A 20,467-nucleotide genomic window follows, 5' to 3' on the forward strand; every position below is an offset into this window, starting at 1 on the left:
ACCCGGCCGGGCACTCGTTCTCACCCCCCTCAAGCAGGGCCGGAACACACATCTGCCAAGGAGACCCCATGCGCTTTCGCCCCGTCCGCCATGCCATCACAGCCGTTTCGGCGACCCTGCTCCTCACGTCGTGCGGCGCAGGTAAGGACACCCCCTCCCACCCCGAGCCGACCTCGACAGCCGCAACCGCAGCGCCGGCACCCAAGCCCCTGAACGAGGAGCAGCTGACCGCCGTGGCCCTGACCCCGCCGGACCTTCCTGACCACAAGGTCGAAGAAGCCTTCCAGGGGCCGGTCATCTCCGCGGACAAGCCCGAATGCCGGGACCTGGCCACCGCCCTCCTCGGCGGTGCGATGACCGGTACCGGCGGCCAGGTCCATACTCAGGCCACCAAGGACACGACCACGACGAAGGTGTCCCTGCACTCCTGGTACGGCACGAAGGCCGCAACCCTGCTCGCCGACATCAAGGCCGCCGGCCCGGCATGCAGCGGCCCCATCAACGTCGTCAACGGCACCGAGAAGGTGACGCTCACCAACATCGTGCCCGGCACGGCCCCCGCCACCGGCGACGACAGCGCGACCTTCAGCGCGGAGCAGGACCTCAACGGCAAGAAGACAGCGATCGAGGCCATCGTGATACGCAAGGGCACCACCCTCGCGACCTTCACCGCGCACAGCGACTCCGGAACGGCGGAGAAGCCGGCCGAGGTAGTGGCGGCCCAGCTCAAGAAGCTCAACTGAACACGCCGACGCCACCGCGGTAGCGGGTGCTCCCGCAAGGTGCAGCCACCGTGTCACAGACAAGATCACAAATGCCTATCCGGGCCGACCCGACCTTGACTGCCATGGGCCGTCCATCACCACGGTGTCGACTCGCAGCTCTTTTTCGCCTGCGCAGACGAAGCTCCCCTCCTGCCGGCTGCCCTCCAAGGTCAGGGCCTGCTTCGGAGCTGCGGTTAAGCCTGCACCAGATTCCATCCGATCATCACATCACCCAAGGAGTGCGGCATGAGCCTGGCCTTCTTCCTTCTCACCCTCGGCACCGTCAGCCTCATCACGGGCGCCGCACTCGCTCTCAACATCCGAGGTGCCGCCGCCGCGGCGGCACGCTACGCGGCGGCCAACGCCGAACTGGCCATGCACGCCCGCGGAGATCTCGGCCCTCCGAAGCGGGTCATGTCGAAGCAGGTCTACCGGTACCTGGGAGCCGTCATGGGCCTCGCCGGGCTGCTCCTCACCCTCGGCGGCCTGCTGGAACTCGCTTTCTGATGCCCGCCCGATCCCGGCCACAGTCCGCGGCGCGTAGGTAGCCCCCTGGTCTGAGATTCCCCGTTGAGGAACTTGCACTGTCTTCACCCTCCTTCCAGCGTTGTTGCAGGCAATCGAAGGTAAGGACCAAGGTCGTGCACGATGACGTAATTCCCCGTCCTGGCGGTCACGCAATTCCTCAGTGCCTTGACGCAGTGTGTCCGTAGCATGAGGTCACTGGCCGCTCGTCTGAAGCCGCAGGAAGAGGAGACAATCGTGATCGCAACGTCAGAACGGGTTCGTGGATACGGCCTCGATACCGACCGGCTGATCTGGCATGTGCCGGTCGCTGCCGCGGTTGAGGATTTTCAGGCGATCGCGTGCAGTGACGAGGAGGGGCTGGCGGTGTCCTCGGGCGAGCGCGAGGTTCCACTGCGCCTCGAGGTGCCTGATGAGTCGTGGTGTCCCCAGTGCCTCTCGATGGTCCCAGCGGCGAAGAAGCAGGAAGCGGGATCGAGCTCGTGATGCCAGGGCTGGATGCTGCCTCAGCGATTCTCTCTCCGGCCCAAGTCTTCGGCCGCTTGTCCGGTCGATAGTGGGCCGTTCATGATGGCTTGGCGGCTGGCGTTGATCAGTCGGTCGAGGAGGGACCGGCCACGACGAGGTCGCGCAAATTCCCGCCGACCGTGCTGCGGCGCCGGCTGGTCAACCCGGAGTCGGCGTAGGTCTGCTGCCACGGACCTTGGAGCGTGCAGGGGTCGCGCGTCGTCGCGCCGCGACCGGGCTGGCGTTTCGATACCAAGCGGGAAGAACTCCTCGCCCCAGGGCAACGGGCTCCCGCACCGGGCCCCCACCCAGATACTGGGACGGCCCGCTTGGTGCTCCGGCGAGGGGCCCGAGGGCTGGCTGCCATGAAGGGTCGTGGCCAAACCGAGTAGGACCGGCTGCTGGACAGCGAGGCCGGCTGCGGTGGCACGGACGTGCAGTTCACCGCCGCCCAGTAGCGCCGAGTGCCGTGGAGGGTGGCGCGGGCGAAGCCAGGTGACGATGCACGGCGCCGAAAGCGGATCGATCACCGTCCTTGAGCAGCCCGCTCTGACCCGTGCCAGCAGCACAGGAAACCAGCCTGCGCGGGGTGCCCGTGACACCCACCTCCGCGGGGGAAGTTGTCCAGTTCTCCTGCCTCTGCCGCACAGGTGCGTCATGGTCGGTGCGGGGCCGGCTGCCGATGGCGGGTCCGTTGCGAGGGAAGGGGACGTCATGGCCGACGGCAGGGAAACGTGGACGACGGTGGAGTTCGGGACCTCCCACGAGGGCTGGGTCGGGGTACTCCTGTCGGACGGTACGGTCCCGCGACCGGCGATCTTCGACACCGGGTCGGGCCCGGACGTTCACCAGACGTCCCACTGGTCCGTCTACGACGGCCGCTTCCCGCACATCCCGCGCGCGGCCACCCTGCACGCGGTGTGTTCGTGCGGATGGAGTGGCCCAGAGCACCCCCTGGACTGGGACACGATCGGCACACAGGACTTGGAGGATGCCGCCGACGAGCAGGCGGACGCTTGCTGCCGGGACTGGGACAAGCACACGGTTGTCGTCGAGGCGGCCGCGATTCCGCTGCCCGAGTCGCTCACCGGCCTCCTGGACCAGCTGGAGGCGGAGATCGGCAAACTCGGCACCTCCTCACCCCTCGCGGCGGTCCGCGCGGTCCGCCTGCTGGAGCTAACCGCCAGGGAGGCCGGGTACGAGCCCGCCCGCTGCGTGCAGCATGATTCCACCCCGGCACAGGCGGCGGCCGCGCTCGGCCTCACGGAGGTGGCAGCCCGCAGGGAACTGGCCCGCCTGGGACGCTGGAACGTCTACCAGCGCTGAAGATATGGTGCCCAGGAGTCCGGCACGGCAGTGTCCGGCGCGGTGTGCGGACCGCTGGGAAGATGGCCGAGCCTTTGGCGGACATGCGGAAGAGGCCGCAGCCTGGCCGGAAGCCGGAAGCCGGAAGCCGGAAGCCGGAAGCCGGAAGCCGGAAGCCGGAAGCCGGAAGCCGGAAGCCGGAAGCCGGAAGCGCACGGGCCCCGTTCCGTCAGGATCAGGCGGCTGTGCCGAGGGCGTCGACTGCGTGCGGGAGGACGCGCGGTGCGTGCCCACAGCCGGCGGCGTGAAGGCCTGTGCCCTCACGCTAGCCGGGACCCGATCCGAAACCTCATGTCCCCGGCAGCCCGACGGACATCCTCCGACAGGGCCTCCACCTCCAGCACCCCGAGCAGCACCATCAGAGCCCGCGCCTCATCCTCGGCCAGCAGCCGCAGACGCGGCTCGGGCACCCCATCCAGCAGCGAATCCAACAGGTCCAGCACACCCTCATCCATGCCGGAGACAACGCGGTAGGCCGGCCGAAGTCACCGGCCCGCAGAAGGGCGATCCACGAGGAGGCCGATGCCGGTCGAAGCCCGCATCATCGGGTGCCGGTCCCTTCAGTCCCTGCCTGGCGTCGGCACCGCGTGGACACGGCGCTGCGCCTGCTGCGGGGTCGCCCGCGTACGGCTCGAGCCCAGCGGACGCCCGGGACATGGCCGAGCCGCTGGCGGACATGCTTGCCATCCTCGGCGAGGACGTCCGCCGCCGTGACGTTCTCAACTGGACAGCGGTGGTGCCCGCCGCCGGCTGACCGGCGGACCGGTCCGGACGCCTGGGGGAGAGGTCCCTCGCCGGGGGCGGTTTCGTGACGGGCCTGTCACCCGGGCGGTAGCGGCATTGAGCGGGCATGAACATCATCAAGCGCGCGGCGGTGGCCGCGCTGGCATCACTGAGGTGGGGCCGCCCCCTGCTGCCAGCCCTCAGCTCTGACTCGTGCCAAGGTTTCCGAAGGCGCGCGGCACCCACTGATCGAGCTGGGTGCCGAAGGCCGCCGCCGATGTGATGTCGAACGCCGGTATCGGTCCGCCGTCGTCGATACCGTCGAAGTAGTCCACGTCAGCCCAGCCGCCCCGGAACAGCACCACGGACAGCCCGGGGCCCCCTGGGCCGTCGATGAGCACGCCGATGGATACGGGATCACGCACGAGTGCCCTGTCAGTCTCAAACTGCCGCGGCCACGGCGAAGTTGCGTCCAGCCACGTCACCTGCCCAACAGTGAGACCGGCCGCCAGCCACCCCGCAGCCCGCTCAAAGATCACTGCGGCTGCCTGATCAAGATCGATGACGTGCTCCATGAGCGGATCATGCCCCACTCCGACGGACCGCTCCACCGACTTCCACACGCCCCCCGGCCGGGCCGCACACCACTGAGCCGACTCCGGTGCTCTCACTTCTCAGCGACATGTTCAGAGTGCCCAGCCATCAACCGCTCTTGGAAGCCACCGACAAACGCTCTCCGGTCTCACCTACGCAGCCACCCCGTGGTGATCGAGCGCGACTTCACCGTCATCGAGGGCCGGCTGGAGGCCAGCACATCGGGCGGCAACTACAACGGCCACTACCGAACTCCGACGATCAGCCACCGGGCCAGCCCCCAAGCTCTGGCCGATGCGGTGCTGTTCCTGGACTGGCACGGCGACGGCCGCGGCTACGGCCGCCACGACTACACCGCCTCACCCACCGTCTGACCCGCAGCAGCAGTGCGGGCCGCCCCCAGCTGCCGGGTGGCGGCCCGCACTGCTGCGCTCACTGCTCGCCGGAGTCGGGACTCCACACAGCAGGCCCGCCGCCGCGCCACTCAATCAGCAGCGTGTCGTCCAGGTGGACGTCGTCGGGGTCGAGGCCGGCCCTGCGCAGGAACTCGAAGAGGTCGTTCGGGCCGAGGGCGCGGCCCAGGATCTCGCCGTCGCAGCGAACACGGCGTCCGCCTTGGGCGTCGGGCGGGTAGACGACCACGCGCACGGCAGGCCTCATTCCTCCACCCTGGCGCTGGCCGGTCATTCGAGCACTCCGAGGATGGTGTCAGGGCGGCAGGCCGGGCAGGCCTGTACGCCTTCGGCCAGGGCCCGCCGGGCGAGTTCGGTGGTGGCGGGTTTGCAGCGGCTGCGGGTGTCCCAGCAGCTGCCGGCGTGCACCCGGGCAGCCGGCCGGCCCGTGCCGATCCCGTACTTGATCAGCCACTCCGGCTGCGGCGGCGCAGGCCTTCGCGCAGCCTCCACCACCGCGTGCTGCTCCTCTGCGGCTATCCAGTCGCGGGTGCGCTGGAGATCTTGGAGCTGGACGCGTTCGAGGAAGCGTAGGAGGTCCAGCGCGGGCTGTCGGCCGGGGGTGGTGGTGCGGGCATCGCCACTTCCCGTACTGCGCCGCCCGCGCTTGCCCGCATGCAGGGCACAAGGGGAAGGCGCCAACCCCGTACCGGCAGGTGGGAGCGTGGCTTCTCTGCACTAAGTCAAGCGAGCCGATCTTGAATCGTCATGAGAATGCCTGCGAGGTGGAACCCAGCCTGGCCACCGACCCAATGATCCGAACAGGTCGACCTCGGGTCAGGATGGGTTCGTGATACCTCCCCGACTGCTGTGGTGTGACCCCCGGCCCATCCCCCGGTTCAACCGGCAGGAGCCGGTAACCACGATCGTTCGCGATCCCAACTTCTACGAGCCGACCGAAGAAGATGACTGTTGGAGGTTCGGGTACTTCTGCCAGACGCATGACCGCCCCTATTGGCACGAGTCCTGCGGGGAAGGACCGCATCTCATCGCTCTGCACTGCACCGAGCACGGGCCGGAGAACATGTGGCCGCAGCCGAAGATGCTGATGTTCCCGGCAGGGTTCGACCCGCCTCTGAGCGCCGTGCAGCTGACCTGGGTGCAGGCAGAGTGGGACGCCGCGGAATAGGCACGATCTGCGTCACGAGGTGGACAGGTGAGCGAAGGAGGCTCGGACGGGCTGGGCGGCGCGGTGGGTCTCCCCGAGCGCCCCCGCTCCATAGACCAGCTGCCGCCGGCCCTGAAGGCGTCCTACTGGAGCTTCCACGACGCCTCCTACGGGCGGTACTGGGACTTCGCGTGGGAGTCGCTGGGCTTTTCCCACGCGGACGCCGACGAGGCAGTGGACGCCGCGTTCGCGGCGATCGGCACCGAGTGGGAGCGCATGCAGGAGATGGCCAACGCGCCGGGCTTCGCCTGGCGGATCCTGAAGTTCCGGATCGAGGACGTCAGGCGCAAGAAGCGTCCCGAGCCCATGGACCTCACCGTCTTCGATGCCTCCGCCGACGAGGCCGGCGAAGACCCCTATCACCAGCTGACCCAGCGGATCGCGCTCCACCAGGCGATGCGCCACCTCACCGAACGCCAGCGCGACATCCTCACCATGACGACCCGACTCGAATACACCGACCAGGAGACCGCGCTGATCATGGGCGTCGATCCCAAGACGGTCCGCACCACCCGCAGCCAGGCCAAACAGAAACTCAAGCGGCTGCTCGCCTCTGAGACAGACCACTCGGATGGGAGGACATCGTGAGTGAAAGGACCGAAGCCGACTCCCTCGACGACCTGCTGCGCGCCGGCCCGCAGAGGCCGGCCAGGCGCACCCGCGCGGACCGGGAAGCGGCCTGGGCACGGCCGCTGGACCGTCCCGCCCACGGGCAGGACGAGGACGCCCCCGTACAGTTCTGGCCCGACCCCACTGCCGTCGAGCCCGTGCTCCCGGAGCGCGCCGAGGCGGCGCTGGAGGCGCTGAGCGTCTCCGCGGTGCACGCCGTGAAGTCCGCCTCCCGCCTCGCGGTGTTCGCCTCCGACGTCACCCTCGCCACCGGGGCCCTGGTATTCGCCTGCGTGCTGCACCTGACCGGCGACGAGCACGGCGCCCGCTTCTGGTGGCAGTACGCCGCCGGCTGCGACAACCGGACCGCCGCCTACTGCCTCTACCTCGACCACACCCGCAACGGCGACTACGACGACGCCCGCCGCTGGGCCGACCAGGCAGCCGGCCGCACACCCTTCGCCCCGGAACCCTGGTGGGGCTGCGGATCCGCCGAACCTGTCCACGGCGCCGCCTACCTGCGCCTGGCCCGCAGCACCGGCGCCGCCGGCCACCCCGACCTCGGGGAGATCCCGGCGCCCACCCCCCCCGGGTGGCCAAAGAAGCGATGGCGCTCGCCCCGCCCCCGGCCCCCTGGGACTACCCCCTCAAGCCCGGTGGCTGGATGCTGCACCGCGGGCGAAGGAACAAGAACAAGGCACCCGCCGGCACACCCCGCCGCCAGCGCACCTCCCGCACCCTGCACACCGCACCCGCTGGCGCACTCTCCTCTGTCGGCACCGCGTCACCGTCGGCGGCCGCACCGGTCATGAGCCAGGCCCTGGAGGAAGCCCGCCGCGCTCTGGCCGTCGTCCGGATCCTCCAAGACCACCGCCTCGGCGTGGAGATCCGCCAGATCAGTCAGGACACCGCCGTGCCCGAGGCCACCCTCATGCCCCTCCTGGACATGCTGTGCGAGGAGGAGTTCGCCGAACCGATCACCGACACCGTCTTCGCCCCCGGCCTCGCACTGGACCGCCTGGCACTGCCCGGCGGCACCGGCATCGCCGCCCAGCTCCAGCTCACCCTGGCCATCATCCGCCAGGAGATCGGAGCCGCCGTCTACCTCGGCCGCTACGCCGGCGGAGACATCACCATCGCCCAGGCCTCCACCGCGGACGCGACCCCGCCCGTGCGCGAGGACATCCCCTTCCGCTACGCCGGCCACGCCACCGCCGTAGGAAAGTCCCTCCTAGGCCAGCTCGCCCCCGCCGACTACGCCGACCACATCGCCCGCTACAAAACCGAGGCCTTCACCGAACACACCATCACCAGCCCCTGGGCCCTCCTGGAGCGCCTCAGCCGCCTGCGGCCCGGCGCACCCGTCTACGACGCCTTCGAATACGGCGCCGAATGGTGCTGCTCCGCCGTGCCCGTCGGAATCGGGGCCGAAGCCGGCTCCCTGGCACTGTCCCTGCCCGCCGACCACATCCCCCGCCTGGGCGACGCCACCCAGCAGCTGCGCCGCAAGGCCGTCCCCATCATGCTCGTCCTCCTCCTCGCCGGGGAGCTTCCCGCCGAAGGACCTGTGGAGGAGAGCGAGCCCTCCCCCCTGACCCGCACCACGGACGACGGCGTCCTGAGCCCCGGCGCCATGGTCCGTCTGCGCCGCATGTTCACCAAGCCCCTGATCAGCGCCACCGCCATCCGTGACACGGCCGTGGCCTGGTCGGGCCCGCATCTGGTCACCGACGAAGGATCAGCCAACGTCTACTACTTCGACGCGGCCCCCGGCCTCGCACACAGTGGAGCCCTCACCCTGCCCCAGACCCTCACTGTCCGCCCCCAGACCAGCCAGGCCCCTCAGCCCACACCCTCCGGCTGGGAACACCCGACCGCCCACACCCTCGGGGAGCTCACCGTGTACCGCACATGACCGTCCCCCGTCTGCGTGTCCGGATACGCGAGTGCCTCACGGGCCCAAGGCAAAGCACTGGTCCGCCCGGAGGCACTGGCGGAGATCAGTGCCGACCGGGCCGTGGACCGCGACGGGGGCCCTGTCGCAACCCGGTTCCGTTCAAGCGGCTGCGCCTGGACGTGACGCTCGATGATGTGCCCCCGTTCGGGACGAGCCCGGCCGCCGCGGCTGATCGCGTGGTCCGTAAGGCACCTTACGGAGGTGCTTGGGGAGCCGGTGGGGGCTTGCGCGTCCGGTGGGCCATGACGCGCTCACCGGAGGTACCTGCGCACGAGCAGGGTGAGGCTTGCGGTTCGGCAGCGCTTGCCGCCGAACCGGGGGCACGCCCAACGGCTATGACGGGCCGGAACCTTCATACCCCAGTCAGGCTCTCCCGCTCGGCCTCCTCGACCAGCCACTGCTGCTCGGCCGGGTGCTGCTGCGACGTCGAGCTGCTCCAGGGCTGTCGGGTGGACTGCGAGGACTCCACCCCGGCCACCCGGCCGGACCGGGCCGCGCGGGTGGCAGGGCCGGTCGAGCGGAGGAGGGGCCACCACCCGCAGCGTCGCCGACGACCGCCAGCCGCCTGGCGGACTCGGGGCGCGGGCGCCGGGTGGGGAAATGAGACAGGGCCGGCCCCGGTGGGGCCGACCCTGCGTGCGGCACTCACGCGCCAACGCGGTGCTGCTTGTGTCCCTGCTGCGGAGTCACCTACTTCAGGGGTCCGCCAGTCTCTGGCGGTTGTGTCCCACCGTGCGCTTTCAGTGGTCGGCAGCGCAAGTTCTGCTTGGACGGGCTTGGACGAATGGGGGCGGGGGTCCGGGTTCTGCGGGCTTTGCATGGGGCTTGCCGGGGACTGGTGGGAAGGGCCGACGCCTCATCCGAAAAGTGTGAGAGGCGTTTGCGCAGGTCAGGTGCACTCTTGGGGAGCTTCCGCAAGGTTCCGCAAGGTCAGGGACGCCAGCGAACGAATGGACGGATATTTCAGACTTACCGGGTGGGGTGCAGGGCTTTCGCACCCGAGGTGTCTGTGACTATCTGTCATGCTTGTGGTCCCAGGCAGGCGACGCCAATCGCTCCTGGGAAAGCGCCACTTGGCGGCGGAGTCATCAATACGGGAGGGCGCTGTCCCGCGCCCTCCCGTCTCTACTACTGCAGGGGTGCCGGGTTGCGGTGTCCCCGGAAATGGATCCGACATGAGTGTGACGACTGAGGCGACCGGTTCGGGCGGTCGACAGCGGGGAACGGACAACCGGGCTACGGGTCTGACGATGCCGCAGGCGGTCGTCATCAGCGTGGTGATGCCTGTGGTGTTCGTCCTGGCCGTGGTGCTGAGCCTGCGGGGAATGCCCATGAGCGAGGTCTTCCAGCTCCTGGGCGGTGCCGGAACAATCGGTGCGGCACTGGTCGTCGCGGTCGCGCCGGGCGGCCGGGGCGCGGTGGCGGCGGCGGCCCGGGCCGCGCTCCAGGCCGGCCGGTAGGGGCCGGGTCATGGGACGTCCTGAACTTCCCGTCGACCACACCGTCCCGGAGCGCGGCGAGCTGGCCGTGACGCTGCGGGAGCTGCGTGCCACAGCACGGCTCACATACGACGAGTTGGCGGTGCGGACGGGTGTATCGGCGGCGACGCTGAAACGCGCGGCCTCGGGCCGGAGCGTGCCGACCTGGGAGACGGTCACGGCGATCGTCGCCGTCTGCGGCGACCCACAGGGGGCCGTCGGGCACTTGTGGCAGCGGGCACGCATCCGGGAGCGGGGCCGCCTGAAGCACCTACGCCGCCCGGCGGCCCCCGAGCTGATCACTATGGCCGGGCACCTGAGCGAAGCGCTGGAGTACTTCTACGAGCGGGCCGGGGCGCTGCCGCTACGCCGGCTGCAGGCGCTGGCGGGCGGGGCGCACCTGCTGCCGGTCAGCACGGCGGCGCGGATCGTCAGCCGGCAGGCGCTGCCAGCCAGCCGCCAGCAGTGCGCCGCCTTCCTGAGCGCCTGCGGGCTCGGACCACAACTGGTGCAGCGCTGGTCGGACGCCTACGAGCGGATCACGGTACGGCGCGCCGGTGCCCGCAGGCCGCTGAGCGACGTGGAGGCAGCACTGGCCGTCATGAGCGACATCCCTCGCCTCGCCGGGGGGCCTTGGCCCTTCCGTAATGATGACTCGTACCCGGGCCCTGCCCGGACTGTACGTGTGCGGGGAAAGGAGGACCTGATGGAATTTTTCGCCGAGTCGAGACCGGGGGATGTCCACCCCCTCCTAGAACACCACCTTCTTACGCGGCACTCGCGGGCCGCCTGAGGGCCCTGCCCGCCGACGACGTATCGCCCTTCGGCGGAGGTGGGGCCGCCGCAGCCGGTTGAGCGCCCGGCTCGGCCGGGGCACCGTCGCGGCACCCTGGCTACGGGTGCAGTGGCGTTTCGCCGGTGAACCTGGCGCCCCCAGCAGGGTGAACGGCTGCTGGATGCCTGTTGCTGGCGCGGCGGGGACCGGTACAACCGCCGCATGACGATCATGATGCGGGCCGCTGTCGCGGCCGCAGTTGCCCTCGCTCTGTCCCTGCCCGCCGCGACCGCGCTCGCCACTGAGCGGCCGGCCGCCGTGCCGCAGGTGCTGCCGATGGGGGTGGCGGTCTCCGCACTTCCGCTCGCGGTCGAGGACCGGACCGGCTACCAGCGCACCTCGTTCCGGCACTGGAATGCCGGTGACCAGCCCGACGACGGTTGCAACACGCGTGCTGAGGTGCTGCTGTCCGAAGCTGTCGTATACCCGGAGATCGGGCCGGGCTGCACACTGACGGGCGGGGTGTGGTGGTCGTACTACGACGATCGGGAGGTGACGCCGGCCGGGGCGCTGGACATTGACCACATGGTGCCGCTGGCGGAGGCGTGGGACAGCGGGGCGTCGGCGTGGACGGCGGCGCGCCGGGAGGCGTACGCGAACGATCAGGGCCAGCCGTCGAGCCTGGTGGCGGTGACGGCCCGGTCGAACCGCAGCAAGGCGGACCAGGATCCGGCCCAGTGGCTGCCGCCGTCGCCGGATGCGCTGTGCCGGTACGCCACGGAGTGGACCGCGACGAAGCTGCGCTGGGGCTTGGCGGTCGACGAGGCGGAGCAGCACCGGCTGCTGGACATTGCGGCCGGCTGTGGCGGCACGGCCGTGGAGTTCACCCCCGCCCCGTAGTGCCGAGCACCCGTAGAGGGTGGCAGCGCCAAGTCCCGGTGACAGGGCTCGGCGCAGTCACCGGATCGATCACCACCCTCGAGCGGCCCTTTCCGACCCGTGCCAGCAGCACAGGAAACCGGCCTGCGCGCGGTCGGGACACCCACCTCGCGGGGGAAGTTGTCGAGTTCTCCTGCCCCTGCCCGCGCCGGTGCGCCATGGTCGGGGCAGGGGCAGGGGCAGGCTGCAGATGGCGGGCCCGTCGCGCGGGGAAGGGGACGTCATGGCCGACGGCAGGGAAACGTGGAGGACGGTGGAGTTCGGGACCTCCCATGAGGGCTGGGTCCGGGGTACTCCTGGCGGACGGCACGGTCCCGCGAGCGGCGATCTTCGACACCGGGTCGGGCCCGGACGTTCATCAGACGTCGCACTGGTCCGTCTACGACGGCCGCTTCCGGCACATCCCGCGCGCGGCCACACTGCGCGCGGTGTGTTCGTGCGGATGGAGTGGCCCCGAGCATCCCCTGGACTGGGACACGATCGGCGCACAGGCTCTGGAGGACGCCGCCGACGAGCAGGCGGACGCTTGCTGCCGGGACTGGGACAGGCACACGGTCGTCGTTGAGGCGGCCGCGATTCCGCTGCCCGAGTCGCTCACCGGCCTCCTGGACCAGCTGGAGGCGGAGATCGGCAAGCTCGGTACCTCGTCACCCCTTGCCGCGGTCCGCGCGGTCCGCCGGCTGGAGCTGATTGCCGGCGAAGCCGGGTACGAGCCCGCCCGCTGTGTGCAGCACGATTCCACCCCGGCGCAGGCGGCGGCCGCGCTCGGCCTCACCGAGGCGGCAGCCCGCAGGGAGCTGGCCCGCTTGGGACGCTGGAACGTCTACCAGCGCTGAAGGTCTGGCGGATTTCGGCATGGCCGGTGGTCTCGGCCTCTTGCCGGCTGCTGCTGCCGACCGACCTCGCCCATGGGCCGACAGGGCCTCCTCGGCGAGGACGTCCGCCGCCGTGACAAGTGGACCGCGGCGGTGCCGGCCGCCGGCTGACCGGCCGCCGGTGTCCGGACGTCTGGGGGAGAGCTCCCTCGTCGGGGGCGGTTTCAAGAGGGGGCCTTGTCGCCTGCGGCGGTAGCGTCATTGAGCGGGCATGAACATCATCAAGCGCGTGGCGGTGGCCGCGCTGGCCGTGGTGGCGGTGGCGGCACTGGCCGCTCCCAGCGTGCTGGCCGCGCCGGCCTACAAGTGCGCGTCCAGCACGCACGACATTGACGACAGCAGCTATGACGGGCCGTGGCCGGACAACTGGAAGATCACGGTTAAGACGTGCGCGGCCCGCTCCGGCGGCACCGTCTACGCCTACGCCGAGGTGACGTGGGACGGGACCCGGTTCCGTGAGGTCGACGACCCGACGATCTTCGACGGGGCGAAGCTGCGGCTCCAGATCAAGCAGTCCCGCGACGGCACCGACCCTGTCGTGACCGAGCACGACTTCACCGAGATCGAGCGCCAGCTGGAAAACAGCACCGCCAGCGGGAACTACGACGGCCACTACCGCACGCCGGTGATCAGCCACCGGGCCGGCCCCCGCGCCCTGGCCGACTCGATCCTCTTCCTCGACTGGCACGGCGACGGCCGCGGCTACGGACGCCACGACTACACCGCCTCACCCACCGTCTGACCCTGCCGCGCTCATGCGGGCCGCCGCCCGCCTGGGCGGCGGCCGCGCTGCTCAGGACCTGTGGTGTCAGGGCTCCACACGGCCGTGCCACTCGACAGGACGGGACGCCGTCCAAGGTCGTGGCAGCACCGTCTGGGACGCGGCGGCCCGGAGCCGGCCCAAGTCTCCTCGGGGGCCGTGCGACGGAGTCATGAGACGAAAGAAGCAGGACAAGAGCGTGGACTTCGACGTCGCGGCTGCGGCGGCCTGGCCGTACGGGCCGGGCGATTACATGTGGCACGCGACGGCCCGACTCACGGGCACCCATCGCTCCCCGGTCGTTACCAGCGGACCGTTCGCCCGGCTTGCTGGCATCCTGTCCTTCGCCCATAGCCGGATGTCCCAGAGCCTGGCCCGAGGCCCATGATGAGGCCCCTTGAGGTCAGTGGTCAGCGGTGTGGGCTGACACCGTTGCCCTGTAGCCAGGTCCCCAGAGCAGCCAACGTGTTCAACATGGGAAGCCAGGACTGTGACCACCGAACACCGCTGGGAGAAACCCTCAATGGGACGACCTCAGCAACCACCACGGCCAGACCAGGCGAGCACGCCCCATACCGCCCAACACCATGATCGGCCGGACAGCTCCTAGTCCCGGTCGAGGGCCAGATCGGCTGGTTCCGCCGCAACCACCTGGTCCCCGTCCCCGAAGTCGACACGCTCGCCGAGCTCAACGCGATGATCGACCGGCGGGACCACGAGGACGACGCCCGCCGCATCCGCTCCCGTCCTCGCACCATCGGCGAGTACTTCGCTGCCGAGCAGTCGCTGTTGGTGCCCATGCCGGAGGAGCCGTTCGAGACGGGCCGGCTCTCCACTCCGCGGGTCGACCGCTACAGCCAGATCTGTGTCCGGATGAACCGCTACTCGGTGCCGGTCCGCCTGATCGGGCGGACTGTCCGCGTCATGCTGCACGCCTCTGAGCTGGTGGTATACGACGGCCGCGAGGAAGTCGCCCGGCGCGAACGGCTCATCACAGTCCTCAGCCGTCCCGGCGGCATCGAGGCGGTCCTCCTCGGCGGCGAGTTCGTCGCCGGCGACCCCGCCGCCTTCCGTACGGGCCCGGGCGCGGGTACGGATACGGGCGCAACCGACGGCAGCCCGGCCAAGGCCGCGGCCGACGGCAGCCCTGGGCAGCGGCTTCCCGGCGCTGCTGCGCAGCACCTCCCGGGAGCCGGCCCTGACGGACACCGAGGGACTGGAGGCGGTGGAGCGGATGGTGCACCGGATGCTCGACATGATCCTGCTGCTGCGGCGCCACGAGGACGTCACCGGAGAGGCCGTCCTGCCGTTGGATGACCGCAACGAACGTGTCGTGCGGGTACGCACGCACTGAACCGGTGGCCGGATATGTCCACATGTCAAGACTGGTACGGATCACGGTGCCCAGAGTGGCCTTGGGCGGGTTCCGTCCGGCTGTTGGAATGATCACGCGAAGTACGCGCGGCAAGTGAATCGGGAGAACCTTTTGAAAGCCCCAGCACTGAGCGCAGGCCGTAAGCCGTCCGGATCGGCTGGAACGGCCCGCTTCTGCGCCGTCGCGGCAGCGGTCGACCCCGCTGCCCTCGGCGTCCTGCTCGACGAGCGGCGCCGGGAACTGGCGCGACGGTCCGACGTCGAAGACGTGTTCGCGCGCGCAGCCGAGGTCGCGCGGGTCTATGCCCAGTGGTTCGAGGCCCAGGGCCACACCTGTCCGCTGCCCGGCCAGATCGCCGCGGCCCGGAGCAAGGGCCTGCCCTCGATCATGCCGACCGTCGACACGCTGCTGTATGCGGAGCTGACCACCGGGGTACTGATGGGCGTCCAGGACGCGGATGCCATCGACGGCGAACTGCGCTTCGACTGGGCGTGCGAGGGCGAGTCCTTCACCGGGTTCCGCTCCACCGTCACCTGTGTCCGCGACGAGCCCGTGGTACGGGACGCGACGGCGATCGTGGCCTCGGTACTCCAGGGCCCCGATCGCCGCACCAGCGTCACCAAGAGCTCCCGGCACCTGGTCTTCACCGTGTACGACGCCCCGGGGCTGCCCGCCGAGGCGTTCGACGCGGGGGTGGGTGTGCTGCGTGAACTCCTCACGGCGGCCGGGTCCGAGCCCGAGGTATCGGAGGTGCTCCTGTGAACGGTGTAAGCGCGGCCGAGTGCGAGCGGCTTTCCCAGGACCCGCTGCCCAGCCGCCACCAGCGCCGCATCCTCATATCCGCCGATCCGGACGGCACGTCCACCGGCCCGGACGACGCTGGACCGGCCGACCTCCAGCGGGCCGCGGCCCGCTGGCAGCGCCAGTACGTCGGCGGGGTCTACGTCCGCGTACCGGGTGACGCCGCCAGGCAGAACGCCACCGTCGCCGGGTTCACGGCCGCCGGGTGCACCCTGCAGGCCATCCACTTCTACCGGCCCGCGGACGTCTCCGCGCTGTCCTTACTGGCAGGGCGCATCGACGCCCTGCCCCTGGACGCGGAGTTCGACCCACTCCGGGCGGCGGAGCTGGTGCTGCTCGGAGCGACCGACGTGGTCGGCCCCTATCCGCAGCGGGACATGGACGCGGCACGTTCCGCGGCCGCGTACGTCAACAGCCGGCTCGGTGAGGGCGTCCTGGCGTTGCCCCTGTTGACCCGGGTGCCGGGAACCACGGTCACGGCCGGGGGGCCGGAGGGGCCCGCGGCCCCGGGTCGGGCCGCGCTGGAGGACCACTTCGCCGACACTGCGCGGGCGCTGGCGGCCGAGGCCGAGAGCCGGCTGGAGGTCTTCGACGCACTGGACCGCTTGCCGGGCGGCGGGGACGCCCTGCCCTTCTCGGCGGCCCTCGCCGGCGAATGACCCGGCGCACCACCGACCACACCGTTTGAAGCGTCACCAGCGATCCGGGGGGAACCGCGATGCGCGCCACGACCACCGCCACCACTACGACGACTCTGCGCGCCGTACTCGATTTCGACCTGGCCGACTACGTCCGCCACGCCCGCGCCGCGGGCCGCGACCACCTTGACCCCGGACTGCGCGCCTGGATGGCCGAGGCCTACGAGGACATCGTCGTCCTCCTCGCCCTGGACCGTGACCGGCTCACCCGTCAGGAGCGGGCCGTGCTCCGCTTGGCCGAGCTCGTCTTCCAGGCGGAATGGAAACTGGCCCTCCCCGACGGCGAGAGCCCCCAGGAGGTCGCCGCCCGTGGCGGCGGTCCCCTGGACCGGCGCGGCAAGCGCTACCAGCCCTACGGCAACGTCCGTCTCCTCAACCACGTCCTCGGCACCCGCGCCCACGTTCCTGACGGAGCCGTCGAGCGGGCCTGCTGGCAGGCGATCCGCGCCACCGCCGCGGGCTGGCGGGCGTACGAACAGCGCACCGTCGAGGGCACCGAGAAGTGGGCCCAGGACGTCCTGCCCAGCGCCGCGCAGCTCACGGAACGCATCGCGCGGCTCGGCTCGCTGATCTCGCTGACCGCCGGGCGCGCCCCCGCGCTGCGGCCCGCCTCCGTCGAACCGCCCCGCCACTGGCAGGATTACCTGCTCCCGCACGGCCGCGCCGACATCCTGGAGCACCTGGCCGTCCTCCCGCAGACCACCCAGCACGACGAGGTCACCTTCCTGCGGGTGATCCACCTCGTCGAGGCCACCACCTGGGGCGTGCTCGCACGGGTGATGTCCGCCGCCGAATGGCTGCGCGCTGGGCAGTGGGAGTACGCCACCGAGTGCCTGGAACGCGCCGCGACCATGGCCGCCGCGCAGACCGAGGCGCTGCTCGTGCTGCGCAGGACCATGCCCGTCGAGCACTTCCACGGCTTCCGGGCGGCCACCGGTGACGCCAGTGCCGTCCAGGCCTTCCCCACCCAGCTGCTCCACATCCACCTGCTCGGAGTTCACCCCGAGAAGGTCGAGGCACTCGGAGAGGCCACCGAGAACTCCTATGTACTGATGCACCAGAACCCGGACTTCGAGCCGTTGCGGAGCCTGCTGCGCAGGGTACCCGACGAAGGGTCCGGGCAGCGGGTACTGGACGCGGCCCACCGCCTCGACCAGGAACTCTTCGCCTGGCGGAAGGTCCACTACGGGGTGGCACTGCGTTACCTCTCACCGGGGGCAACCGGCTCGGGCGGCACCTCTGGCGCCCCGTACCTGCGCGGCTTCTACCAGGACCGGCTGTTCGACGCCGACCGCACGCTGCTGCCGCAGCACCGCGCGGCGGGGACGGCCGTGCTCGATCCCTGGATCCGGGCCCGCTCCGCGCTGTCTCCCTTCAACTGACTGGAAGGGGAACGCCGTTCGTCCGGGGAGGCGCACCGTGCGGGATCACTCCTCGTACGCCTCCCCGATGCGTCGGATCGCCTCCGAGATGCCCGACCGCCCCATGGCCGTGTACCCCAGGACCAGACTGGGCAGAGCGGTGCCCGGCCGGTCGTAGAACACCCGGCCGCCCTTGACCAGGACGGACCGCGCCAGCGCCCGGGCCACCAGCCGCTCCTCATCCGCGCTTTCCGGCAGCGTCGCGAACACGTGCAGCCCGGCCACCGGACCCACCAGCGTCGCGGCCGGCAGGTACCGCTCCACGGCCTGCATCAGGGTCCCGTGCTGCGCCCTGTAGCGCGTCCGCATCCTGCGCAGGTGACCGTCGAGCAGCCCGCTGCGCAGGAAGTCCGCGAACGCCAGCTGCATCAGTCCGTCGCCACCCAGGTCCCGCCTGACCCGGACCATCTCCGTCACCCGCGTCAGCTCGGGCGGCAGCACCAGCCACCCCAGCCGCAGACCGGGCGCGAGGAGCTTGCTCGCCGTACCGGCGTAGATGATCCGCTCGGGGCTCACGGGCTGCATCGCGAGGTGGCGGCCGCGGTGGTCCAGCCACAGCCCGCCGTCGTAGTCGTCCTCGATGATCCAGCCGCCGGTGTCCTGCGCCCAGCGCACCAGCTCCTGCTTGCGCTGCTGGGACATGGGGACGCCCAGGGGGAACTGGTGCGAGGGCGTGACCAGCACGGCCCGCACCCCGCTGGCGTAGAGCGGTTCGATCTCCACGCCCTCCGCCCCCACCGGCACCGCCACCGTCCGGATGCCGTTCTCCTCGATGAACTGACGCTGCCGGTCGTGGCTCGGGTCCTCGACCGCCAGCCGGTGCACGCCCAGTTCGACCAGGGCCGCGCAGATCAGCCCCAGACCGTGCGCGAACCCGCCCGTCACCATGGTGTTGTCGGGGTGCCCCAGCACACCGCGCACCCGGCCGAGGTAGGAGATCAGCTCCGTGCGCAGCTGGTCGACACCGAGCAGCGGCGGATAGCCGAGCCCCTGGTAGCGGGCCGTTTCCACCGCCCGCTGGTAGGAACTCGTCCACTCGCGGTGCGGGAAGGTCACCGCGTTCGGCGTACCCGGCAACAGGTTGAACCGGGCCGGGGGCACCGTCCGGTCCACCAGCACCACCGGCTTCCTGATCCGGGTGTCGGCATGGGCTGCCACCCGCGTCCCCGACCCGCGCACCGACTCCAGCAGCCCCTCCCCGGTGAGCTTCTCGTACGCCTCCACCACCACGCTCCGGGACACCCGGAGGTCCTCGGCGAGCTGACGGCTGGACGGCAGCCGGGAACGGGGCGCCAGCCGGCCCTGTTCCACCTGGCGGCGCAACTGGTCCGCGATCTGGGCGCCCAGTGGCTCGGGCCCGTCCCGACGGACCTCTAACACGACGTGCCACGTCATGGAATCCCCCTGTTCAAACGTGTGTTGCGTCAGTCACGAACTTACAGGTGGACTGCGATTGGTCCGGTTCGGAGCCGGTCAACTGGTCTGGCGTGGTGTCACCTGGATTCGCAGACTGTGTTCTGTGACAGCCCGCGAACTGACGACGACCTGGCCGGACCTGCTCGATTCCCTGCTGGACGGGCAGGACCTGGCGGCGGCCGAAACCTCCTGGGCCATGGAACAGGTGATGACCGGCGGGGCGACCTCCGCCCAACTGGCCGCGCTCCTCGTCGCGCTGCGGGCCAAGGGGGAGACGGCCACCGAGGTGCGCGGCTTCGTCGACGCGATGCGCGCCCACGCCGTGCCCCTGGACGTGCCTGGCCCCACCGTCGACGTCGTCGGCACCGGCGGCGACCGCGCCCGTACGGTCAACATCTCCACCATGGCCGCCGTCGTGGCCGCCGCGGCCGGGGCGCGCGTCGTCAAGCACGGCAACCGGGCCGCCTCCTCGTCCTGCGGGTCCGCCGACGTCCTGGAGGCGCTGGGCGTCCGGCTCGACCTGCGGCCCGAGGACGTGGCCCGGACCGCCGCCGAGACCGGCATCACCTTCTGCTTCGCCCAGCGGTTCCACCCGGCCCTGCGCCACGCCGCCCCGGCCCGCCGGGAACTGGGCATCCCCACCGTCCTCAACCTGCTGGGCCCGCTGACCAACCCGGCTCGCCCCGCGGCCCTCGCGGTCGGTACGGCCTTCCCCGACCGGGCCCCGCTGCTCGCCGAGGTCCTCGCGCACGGCGGCGGATCCGCACTCGTCTTCCACGGCGACGACGGTCTCGACGAACTCACGGTCACCACGACCTCCCGGGTGTGGAGCGTGTACGGCGGCGAGGTGCGGGCCGAAGCCTTCGACCCTCGCGACGTGGGCATCGCCCCGGCCCCGGCCGAGGCCCTGCGCGGGGCCGACACCGCCCACAACGCCCGGGTGTCCCGCGCGCTCTTCGCCGGGCGGCGGAGCCCGGTACGGGACGCTGTCTTGCTCTCCGCGGCTGCCGCCCTCACCGCGCTGGCCGCCGTGGAGGACCCGCGGGTGGCCGCTCTCCCCTTCACCGAGCGGATCGGGGACCAGCTGGAACGGGCCGCCGAGGCCGTCGACTCCGGCGCGGCCACCGCCCTGACCGGCCGCTGGGCCGAGGTCTCGGCCAAGTTCGCGCCCTGACCCGGCGACCCCGTACCCGTAGCCATTCCTCCGCGCGCCTTGCGCTCCGCGACGACCGGCCGTCGCACGGCCCGCGGCACGCAGCCGTTCC

The 20,467-nt window shown here is 70.9% G+C and carries 22 protein-coding genes and 1 pseudogene; 18 read left to right on the forward strand and 5 right to left on the reverse strand.

The window, feature by feature from the left end; all coding sequences use genetic code 11:
• The first annotated feature begins 68 nt into the window (after window positions 1–68).
• The 4 genes from ACZ501_RS28000 to ACZ501_RS28015 all read left to right on the forward strand — a co-directional run bounded on the left by ACZ501_RS28000 (window position 69) and on the right by ACZ501_RS28015 (window position 3,122).
• Window positions 69–743: a hypothetical protein gene (locus ACZ501_RS28000; RefSeq protein WP_468799161.1), complete on the forward strand. Its 675-nt coding sequence runs from the start codon at window positions 69–71 to the stop codon at window positions 741–743.
• A gap of 267 nt (window positions 744–1,010) precedes the next feature.
• Window positions 1,011–1,271: a hypothetical protein gene (locus ACZ501_RS28005; RefSeq protein ID WP_468799163.1), complete on the forward strand. Its 261-nt coding sequence runs from the start codon at window positions 1,011–1,013 to the stop codon at window positions 1,269–1,271.
• Between the two features lie 255 nt (window positions 1,272–1,526).
• Window positions 1,527–1,775: a hypothetical protein gene (locus ACZ501_RS28010; RefSeq protein WP_468799165.1), complete on the forward strand. Its 249-nt coding sequence runs from the start codon at window positions 1,527–1,529 to the stop codon at window positions 1,773–1,775.
• A 735-nt stretch (window positions 1,776–2,510) separates the two neighbouring features.
• Window positions 2,511–3,122, forward strand: a complete 612-nt coding sequence (locus ACZ501_RS28015; protein WP_468799167.1) for a hypothetical protein — start codon at window positions 2,511–2,513, stop codon at window positions 3,120–3,122.
• Window positions 3,123–3,421: 299 nt separating this feature from the next.
• Here the strand turns inward: ACZ501_RS28015 and ACZ501_RS28020 are convergent, their stop codons facing one another.
• Together ACZ501_RS28020 and ACZ501_RS28025 are read right to left on the reverse strand one after the other, a co-directional pair.
• On the reverse strand, window positions 3,422–3,604 hold the full coding sequence (locus ACZ501_RS28020; RefSeq protein WP_362454500.1) for a hypothetical protein: 183 nt from the start codon (window positions 3,602–3,604) through the stop codon (window positions 3,422–3,424).
• A gap of 480 nt (window positions 3,605–4,084) precedes the next feature.
• A complete protein-coding gene (locus ACZ501_RS28025; protein WP_468799169.1) occupies window positions 4,085–4,459 on the reverse strand; it encodes a hypothetical protein in 375 nt (124 codons plus the stop codon).
• A gap of 186 nt (window positions 4,460–4,645) precedes the next feature.
• On the opposite strand from ACZ501_RS28025, the gene ACZ501_RS28030 reads away from it, so the two are divergent.
• The gene (locus ACZ501_RS28030) at window positions 4,646–4,852 is read left to right on the forward strand and encodes a hypothetical protein (protein ID WP_468799171.1); all 207 of its coding nucleotides are present in this window, start codon (window positions 4,646–4,648) and stop codon (window positions 4,850–4,852) included.
• A 58-nt stretch (window positions 4,853–4,910) separates the two neighbouring features.
• Here the strand turns inward: ACZ501_RS28030 and ACZ501_RS28035 are convergent, their stop codons facing one another.
• On the reverse strand, window positions 4,911–5,138 hold the full coding sequence (locus ACZ501_RS28035; RefSeq protein ID WP_468799173.1) for a hypothetical protein: 228 nt from the start codon (window positions 5,136–5,138) through the stop codon (window positions 4,911–4,913).
• A 23-nt stretch (window positions 5,139–5,161) separates the two neighbouring features.
• On the reverse strand, window positions 5,162–5,572 hold the full coding sequence (locus tag ACZ501_RS28040; protein WP_468799175.1) for a DUF6233 domain-containing protein: 411 nt from the start codon (window positions 5,570–5,572) through the stop codon (window positions 5,162–5,164).
• Between the two features lie 514 nt (window positions 5,573–6,086).
• Here ACZ501_RS28040 and ACZ501_RS28045 point away from each other — a divergent pair.
• The 12 genes and pseudogenes from ACZ501_RS28045 to ACZ501_RS28100 all read left to right on the forward strand — a co-directional run bounded on the left by ACZ501_RS28045 (window position 6,087) and on the right by ACZ501_RS28100 (window position 17,747).
• Window positions 6,087–6,686, forward strand: coding sequence for a sigma-70 family RNA polymerase sigma factor (locus ACZ501_RS28045; RefSeq protein WP_468799177.1), 600 nt, complete (start codon window positions 6,087–6,089; stop codon window positions 6,684–6,686).
• On the forward strand, window positions 6,683–7,519 hold the full coding sequence (locus tag ACZ501_RS28050) for a hypothetical protein (protein WP_468799179.1): 837 nt from the start codon (window positions 6,683–6,685) through the stop codon (window positions 7,517–7,519). Before ACZ501_RS28045 ends, ACZ501_RS28050 begins: the two co-directional genes overlap by 4 nt.
• Complete coding sequence (locus tag ACZ501_RS28055; protein WP_468799181.1) at window positions 7,516–8,622, forward strand: IclR family transcriptional regulator domain-containing protein; 1,107 nt, start codon at window positions 7,516–7,518, stop codon at window positions 8,620–8,622. The genes ACZ501_RS28050 and ACZ501_RS28055 overlap by 4 nt, the downstream gene beginning before the upstream one ends.
• 1,217 nt (window positions 8,623–9,839) lie before the next feature.
• Window positions 9,840–10,124 (forward strand): hypothetical protein, encoded by a 285-nt coding sequence (locus ACZ501_RS28060; RefSeq protein WP_468799183.1) that lies wholly within the window; start codon window positions 9,840–9,842, stop codon window positions 10,122–10,124.
• A 10-nt stretch (window positions 10,125–10,134) separates the two neighbouring features.
• A complete protein-coding gene (locus ACZ501_RS28065) occupies window positions 10,135–10,935 on the forward strand; it encodes a helix-turn-helix domain-containing protein (protein WP_468799185.1) in 801 nt (266 codons plus the stop codon).
• Window positions 10,936–11,148: 213 nt separating this feature from the next.
• Complete coding sequence (locus tag ACZ501_RS28070) at window positions 11,149–11,817, forward strand: HNH endonuclease family protein (RefSeq protein WP_468799234.1); 669 nt, start codon at window positions 11,149–11,151, stop codon at window positions 11,815–11,817.
• A 311-nt stretch (window positions 11,818–12,128) separates the two neighbouring features.
• The gene (locus tag ACZ501_RS28075; protein WP_468799187.1) at window positions 12,129–12,692 is read left to right on the forward strand and encodes a hypothetical protein; all 564 of its coding nucleotides are present in this window, start codon (window positions 12,129–12,131) and stop codon (window positions 12,690–12,692) included.
• A 250-nt stretch (window positions 12,693–12,942) separates the two neighbouring features.
• Window positions 12,943–13,473 (forward strand): hypothetical protein, encoded by a 531-nt coding sequence (locus ACZ501_RS28080; RefSeq protein ID WP_468799189.1) that lies wholly within the window; start codon window positions 12,943–12,945, stop codon window positions 13,471–13,473.
• Between the two features lie 816 nt (window positions 13,474–14,289).
• Window positions 14,290–14,421, forward strand: a pseudogene (locus tag ACZ501_RS28085) (Mu transposase domain-containing protein); the annotation flags it as partial.
• 556 nt (window positions 14,422–14,977) lie between these two features.
• Window positions 14,978–15,628: a phenylalanine--tRNA ligase beta subunit-related protein gene (locus tag ACZ501_RS28090; protein ID WP_468799191.1), complete on the forward strand. Its 651-nt coding sequence runs from the start codon at window positions 14,978–14,980 to the stop codon at window positions 15,626–15,628.
• A complete protein-coding gene (locus tag ACZ501_RS28095) occupies window positions 15,625–16,326 on the forward strand; it encodes a hypothetical protein (protein WP_468799193.1) in 702 nt (233 codons plus the stop codon). Before ACZ501_RS28090 ends, ACZ501_RS28095 begins: the two co-directional genes overlap by 4 nt.
• 59 nt (window positions 16,327–16,385) lie before the next feature.
• Window positions 16,386–17,747: a recombinase family protein gene (locus ACZ501_RS28100; RefSeq protein ID WP_362456988.1), complete on the forward strand. Its 1,362-nt coding sequence runs from the start codon at window positions 16,386–16,388 to the stop codon at window positions 17,745–17,747.
• A gap of 45 nt (window positions 17,748–17,792) precedes the next feature.
• Here the strand turns inward: ACZ501_RS28100 and pdxR are convergent, their stop codons facing one another.
• Window positions 17,793–19,181 carry a MocR-like pyridoxine biosynthesis transcription factor PdxR gene (gene pdxR / locus ACZ501_RS28105; RefSeq protein WP_468799195.1) on the reverse strand — a complete coding sequence of 463 codons (1,389 nt, stop codon included), beginning with the start codon at window positions 19,179–19,181 and terminating at the stop codon, window positions 17,793–17,795.
• 124 nt (window positions 19,182–19,305) lie between these two features.
• Here pdxR and trpD point away from each other — a divergent pair, with 124 nt between their 5' ends.
• Entirely contained in the window at window positions 19,306–20,376 is a 1,071-nt protein-coding gene (gene trpD, locus ACZ501_RS28110; RefSeq protein ID WP_468799197.1) for an anthranilate phosphoribosyltransferase, read from the forward strand.
• Window positions 20,377–20,467: the final 91 nt, after the last annotated feature.

The sequence above is a fragment of the Streptomyces sp. NPDC034085 genome (assembly GCF_055575555.1).

Excerpts from the sequence above, each read along its gene's own strand:
- ACZ501_RS28070 (WP_468799234.1), top strand. The coding sequence starts at position 11,149 with ATGATGCGGGCCGCTGTCGCGGCCGCAGTTGCCCTCGCTCTGTCCCTG.
- ACZ501_RS28080 (WP_468799189.1), top strand. The coding sequence starts at position 12,943 with ATGAACATCATCAAGCGCGTGGCGGTGGCCGCGCTGGCCGTGGTGGCG.
- ACZ501_RS28075 (WP_468799187.1), top strand. The coding sequence starts at position 12,129 with ATGAGGGCTGGGTCCGGGGTACTCCTGGCGGACGGCACGGTCCCGCGA.
- ACZ501_RS28005 (WP_468799163.1), top strand. The coding sequence starts at position 1,011 with ATGAGCCTGGCCTTCTTCCTTCTCACCCTCGGCACCGTCAGCCTCATC.
- ACZ501_RS28055 (WP_468799181.1), top strand. The coding sequence starts at position 7,516 with ATGAGCCAGGCCCTGGAGGAAGCCCGCCGCGCTCTGGCCGTCGTCCGG.
- ACZ501_RS28000 (WP_468799161.1), top strand. The coding sequence starts at position 69 with ATGCGCTTTCGCCCCGTCCGCCATGCCATCACAGCCGTTTCGGCGACC.
- ACZ501_RS28065 (WP_468799185.1), top strand. The coding sequence starts at position 10,135 with ATGGGACGTCCTGAACTTCCCGTCGACCACACCGTCCCGGAGCGCGGC.
- ACZ501_RS28060 (WP_468799183.1), top strand. The coding sequence starts at position 9,840 with ATGAGTGTGACGACTGAGGCGACCGGTTCGGGCGGTCGACAGCGGGGA.
- ACZ501_RS28015 (WP_468799167.1), top strand. The coding sequence starts at position 2,511 with ATGGCCGACGGCAGGGAAACGTGGACGACGGTGGAGTTCGGGACCTCC.
- ACZ501_RS28035 (WP_468799173.1), bottom strand. The coding sequence starts at position 5,138 with ATGAGGCCTGCCGTGCGCGTGGTCGTCTACCCGCCCGACGCCCAAGGC.
- ACZ501_RS28025 (WP_468799169.1), bottom strand. The coding sequence starts at position 4,459 with ATGGAGCACGTCATCGATCTTGATCAGGCAGCCGCAGTGATCTTTGAG.
- pdxR (WP_468799195.1), bottom strand. The coding sequence starts at position 19,181 with ATGACGTGGCACGTCGTGTTAGAGGTCCGTCGGGACGGGCCCGAGCCA.
- ACZ501_RS28100 (WP_362456988.1), top strand. The coding sequence starts at position 16,386 with ATGCGCGCCACGACCACCGCCACCACTACGACGACTCTGCGCGCCGTA.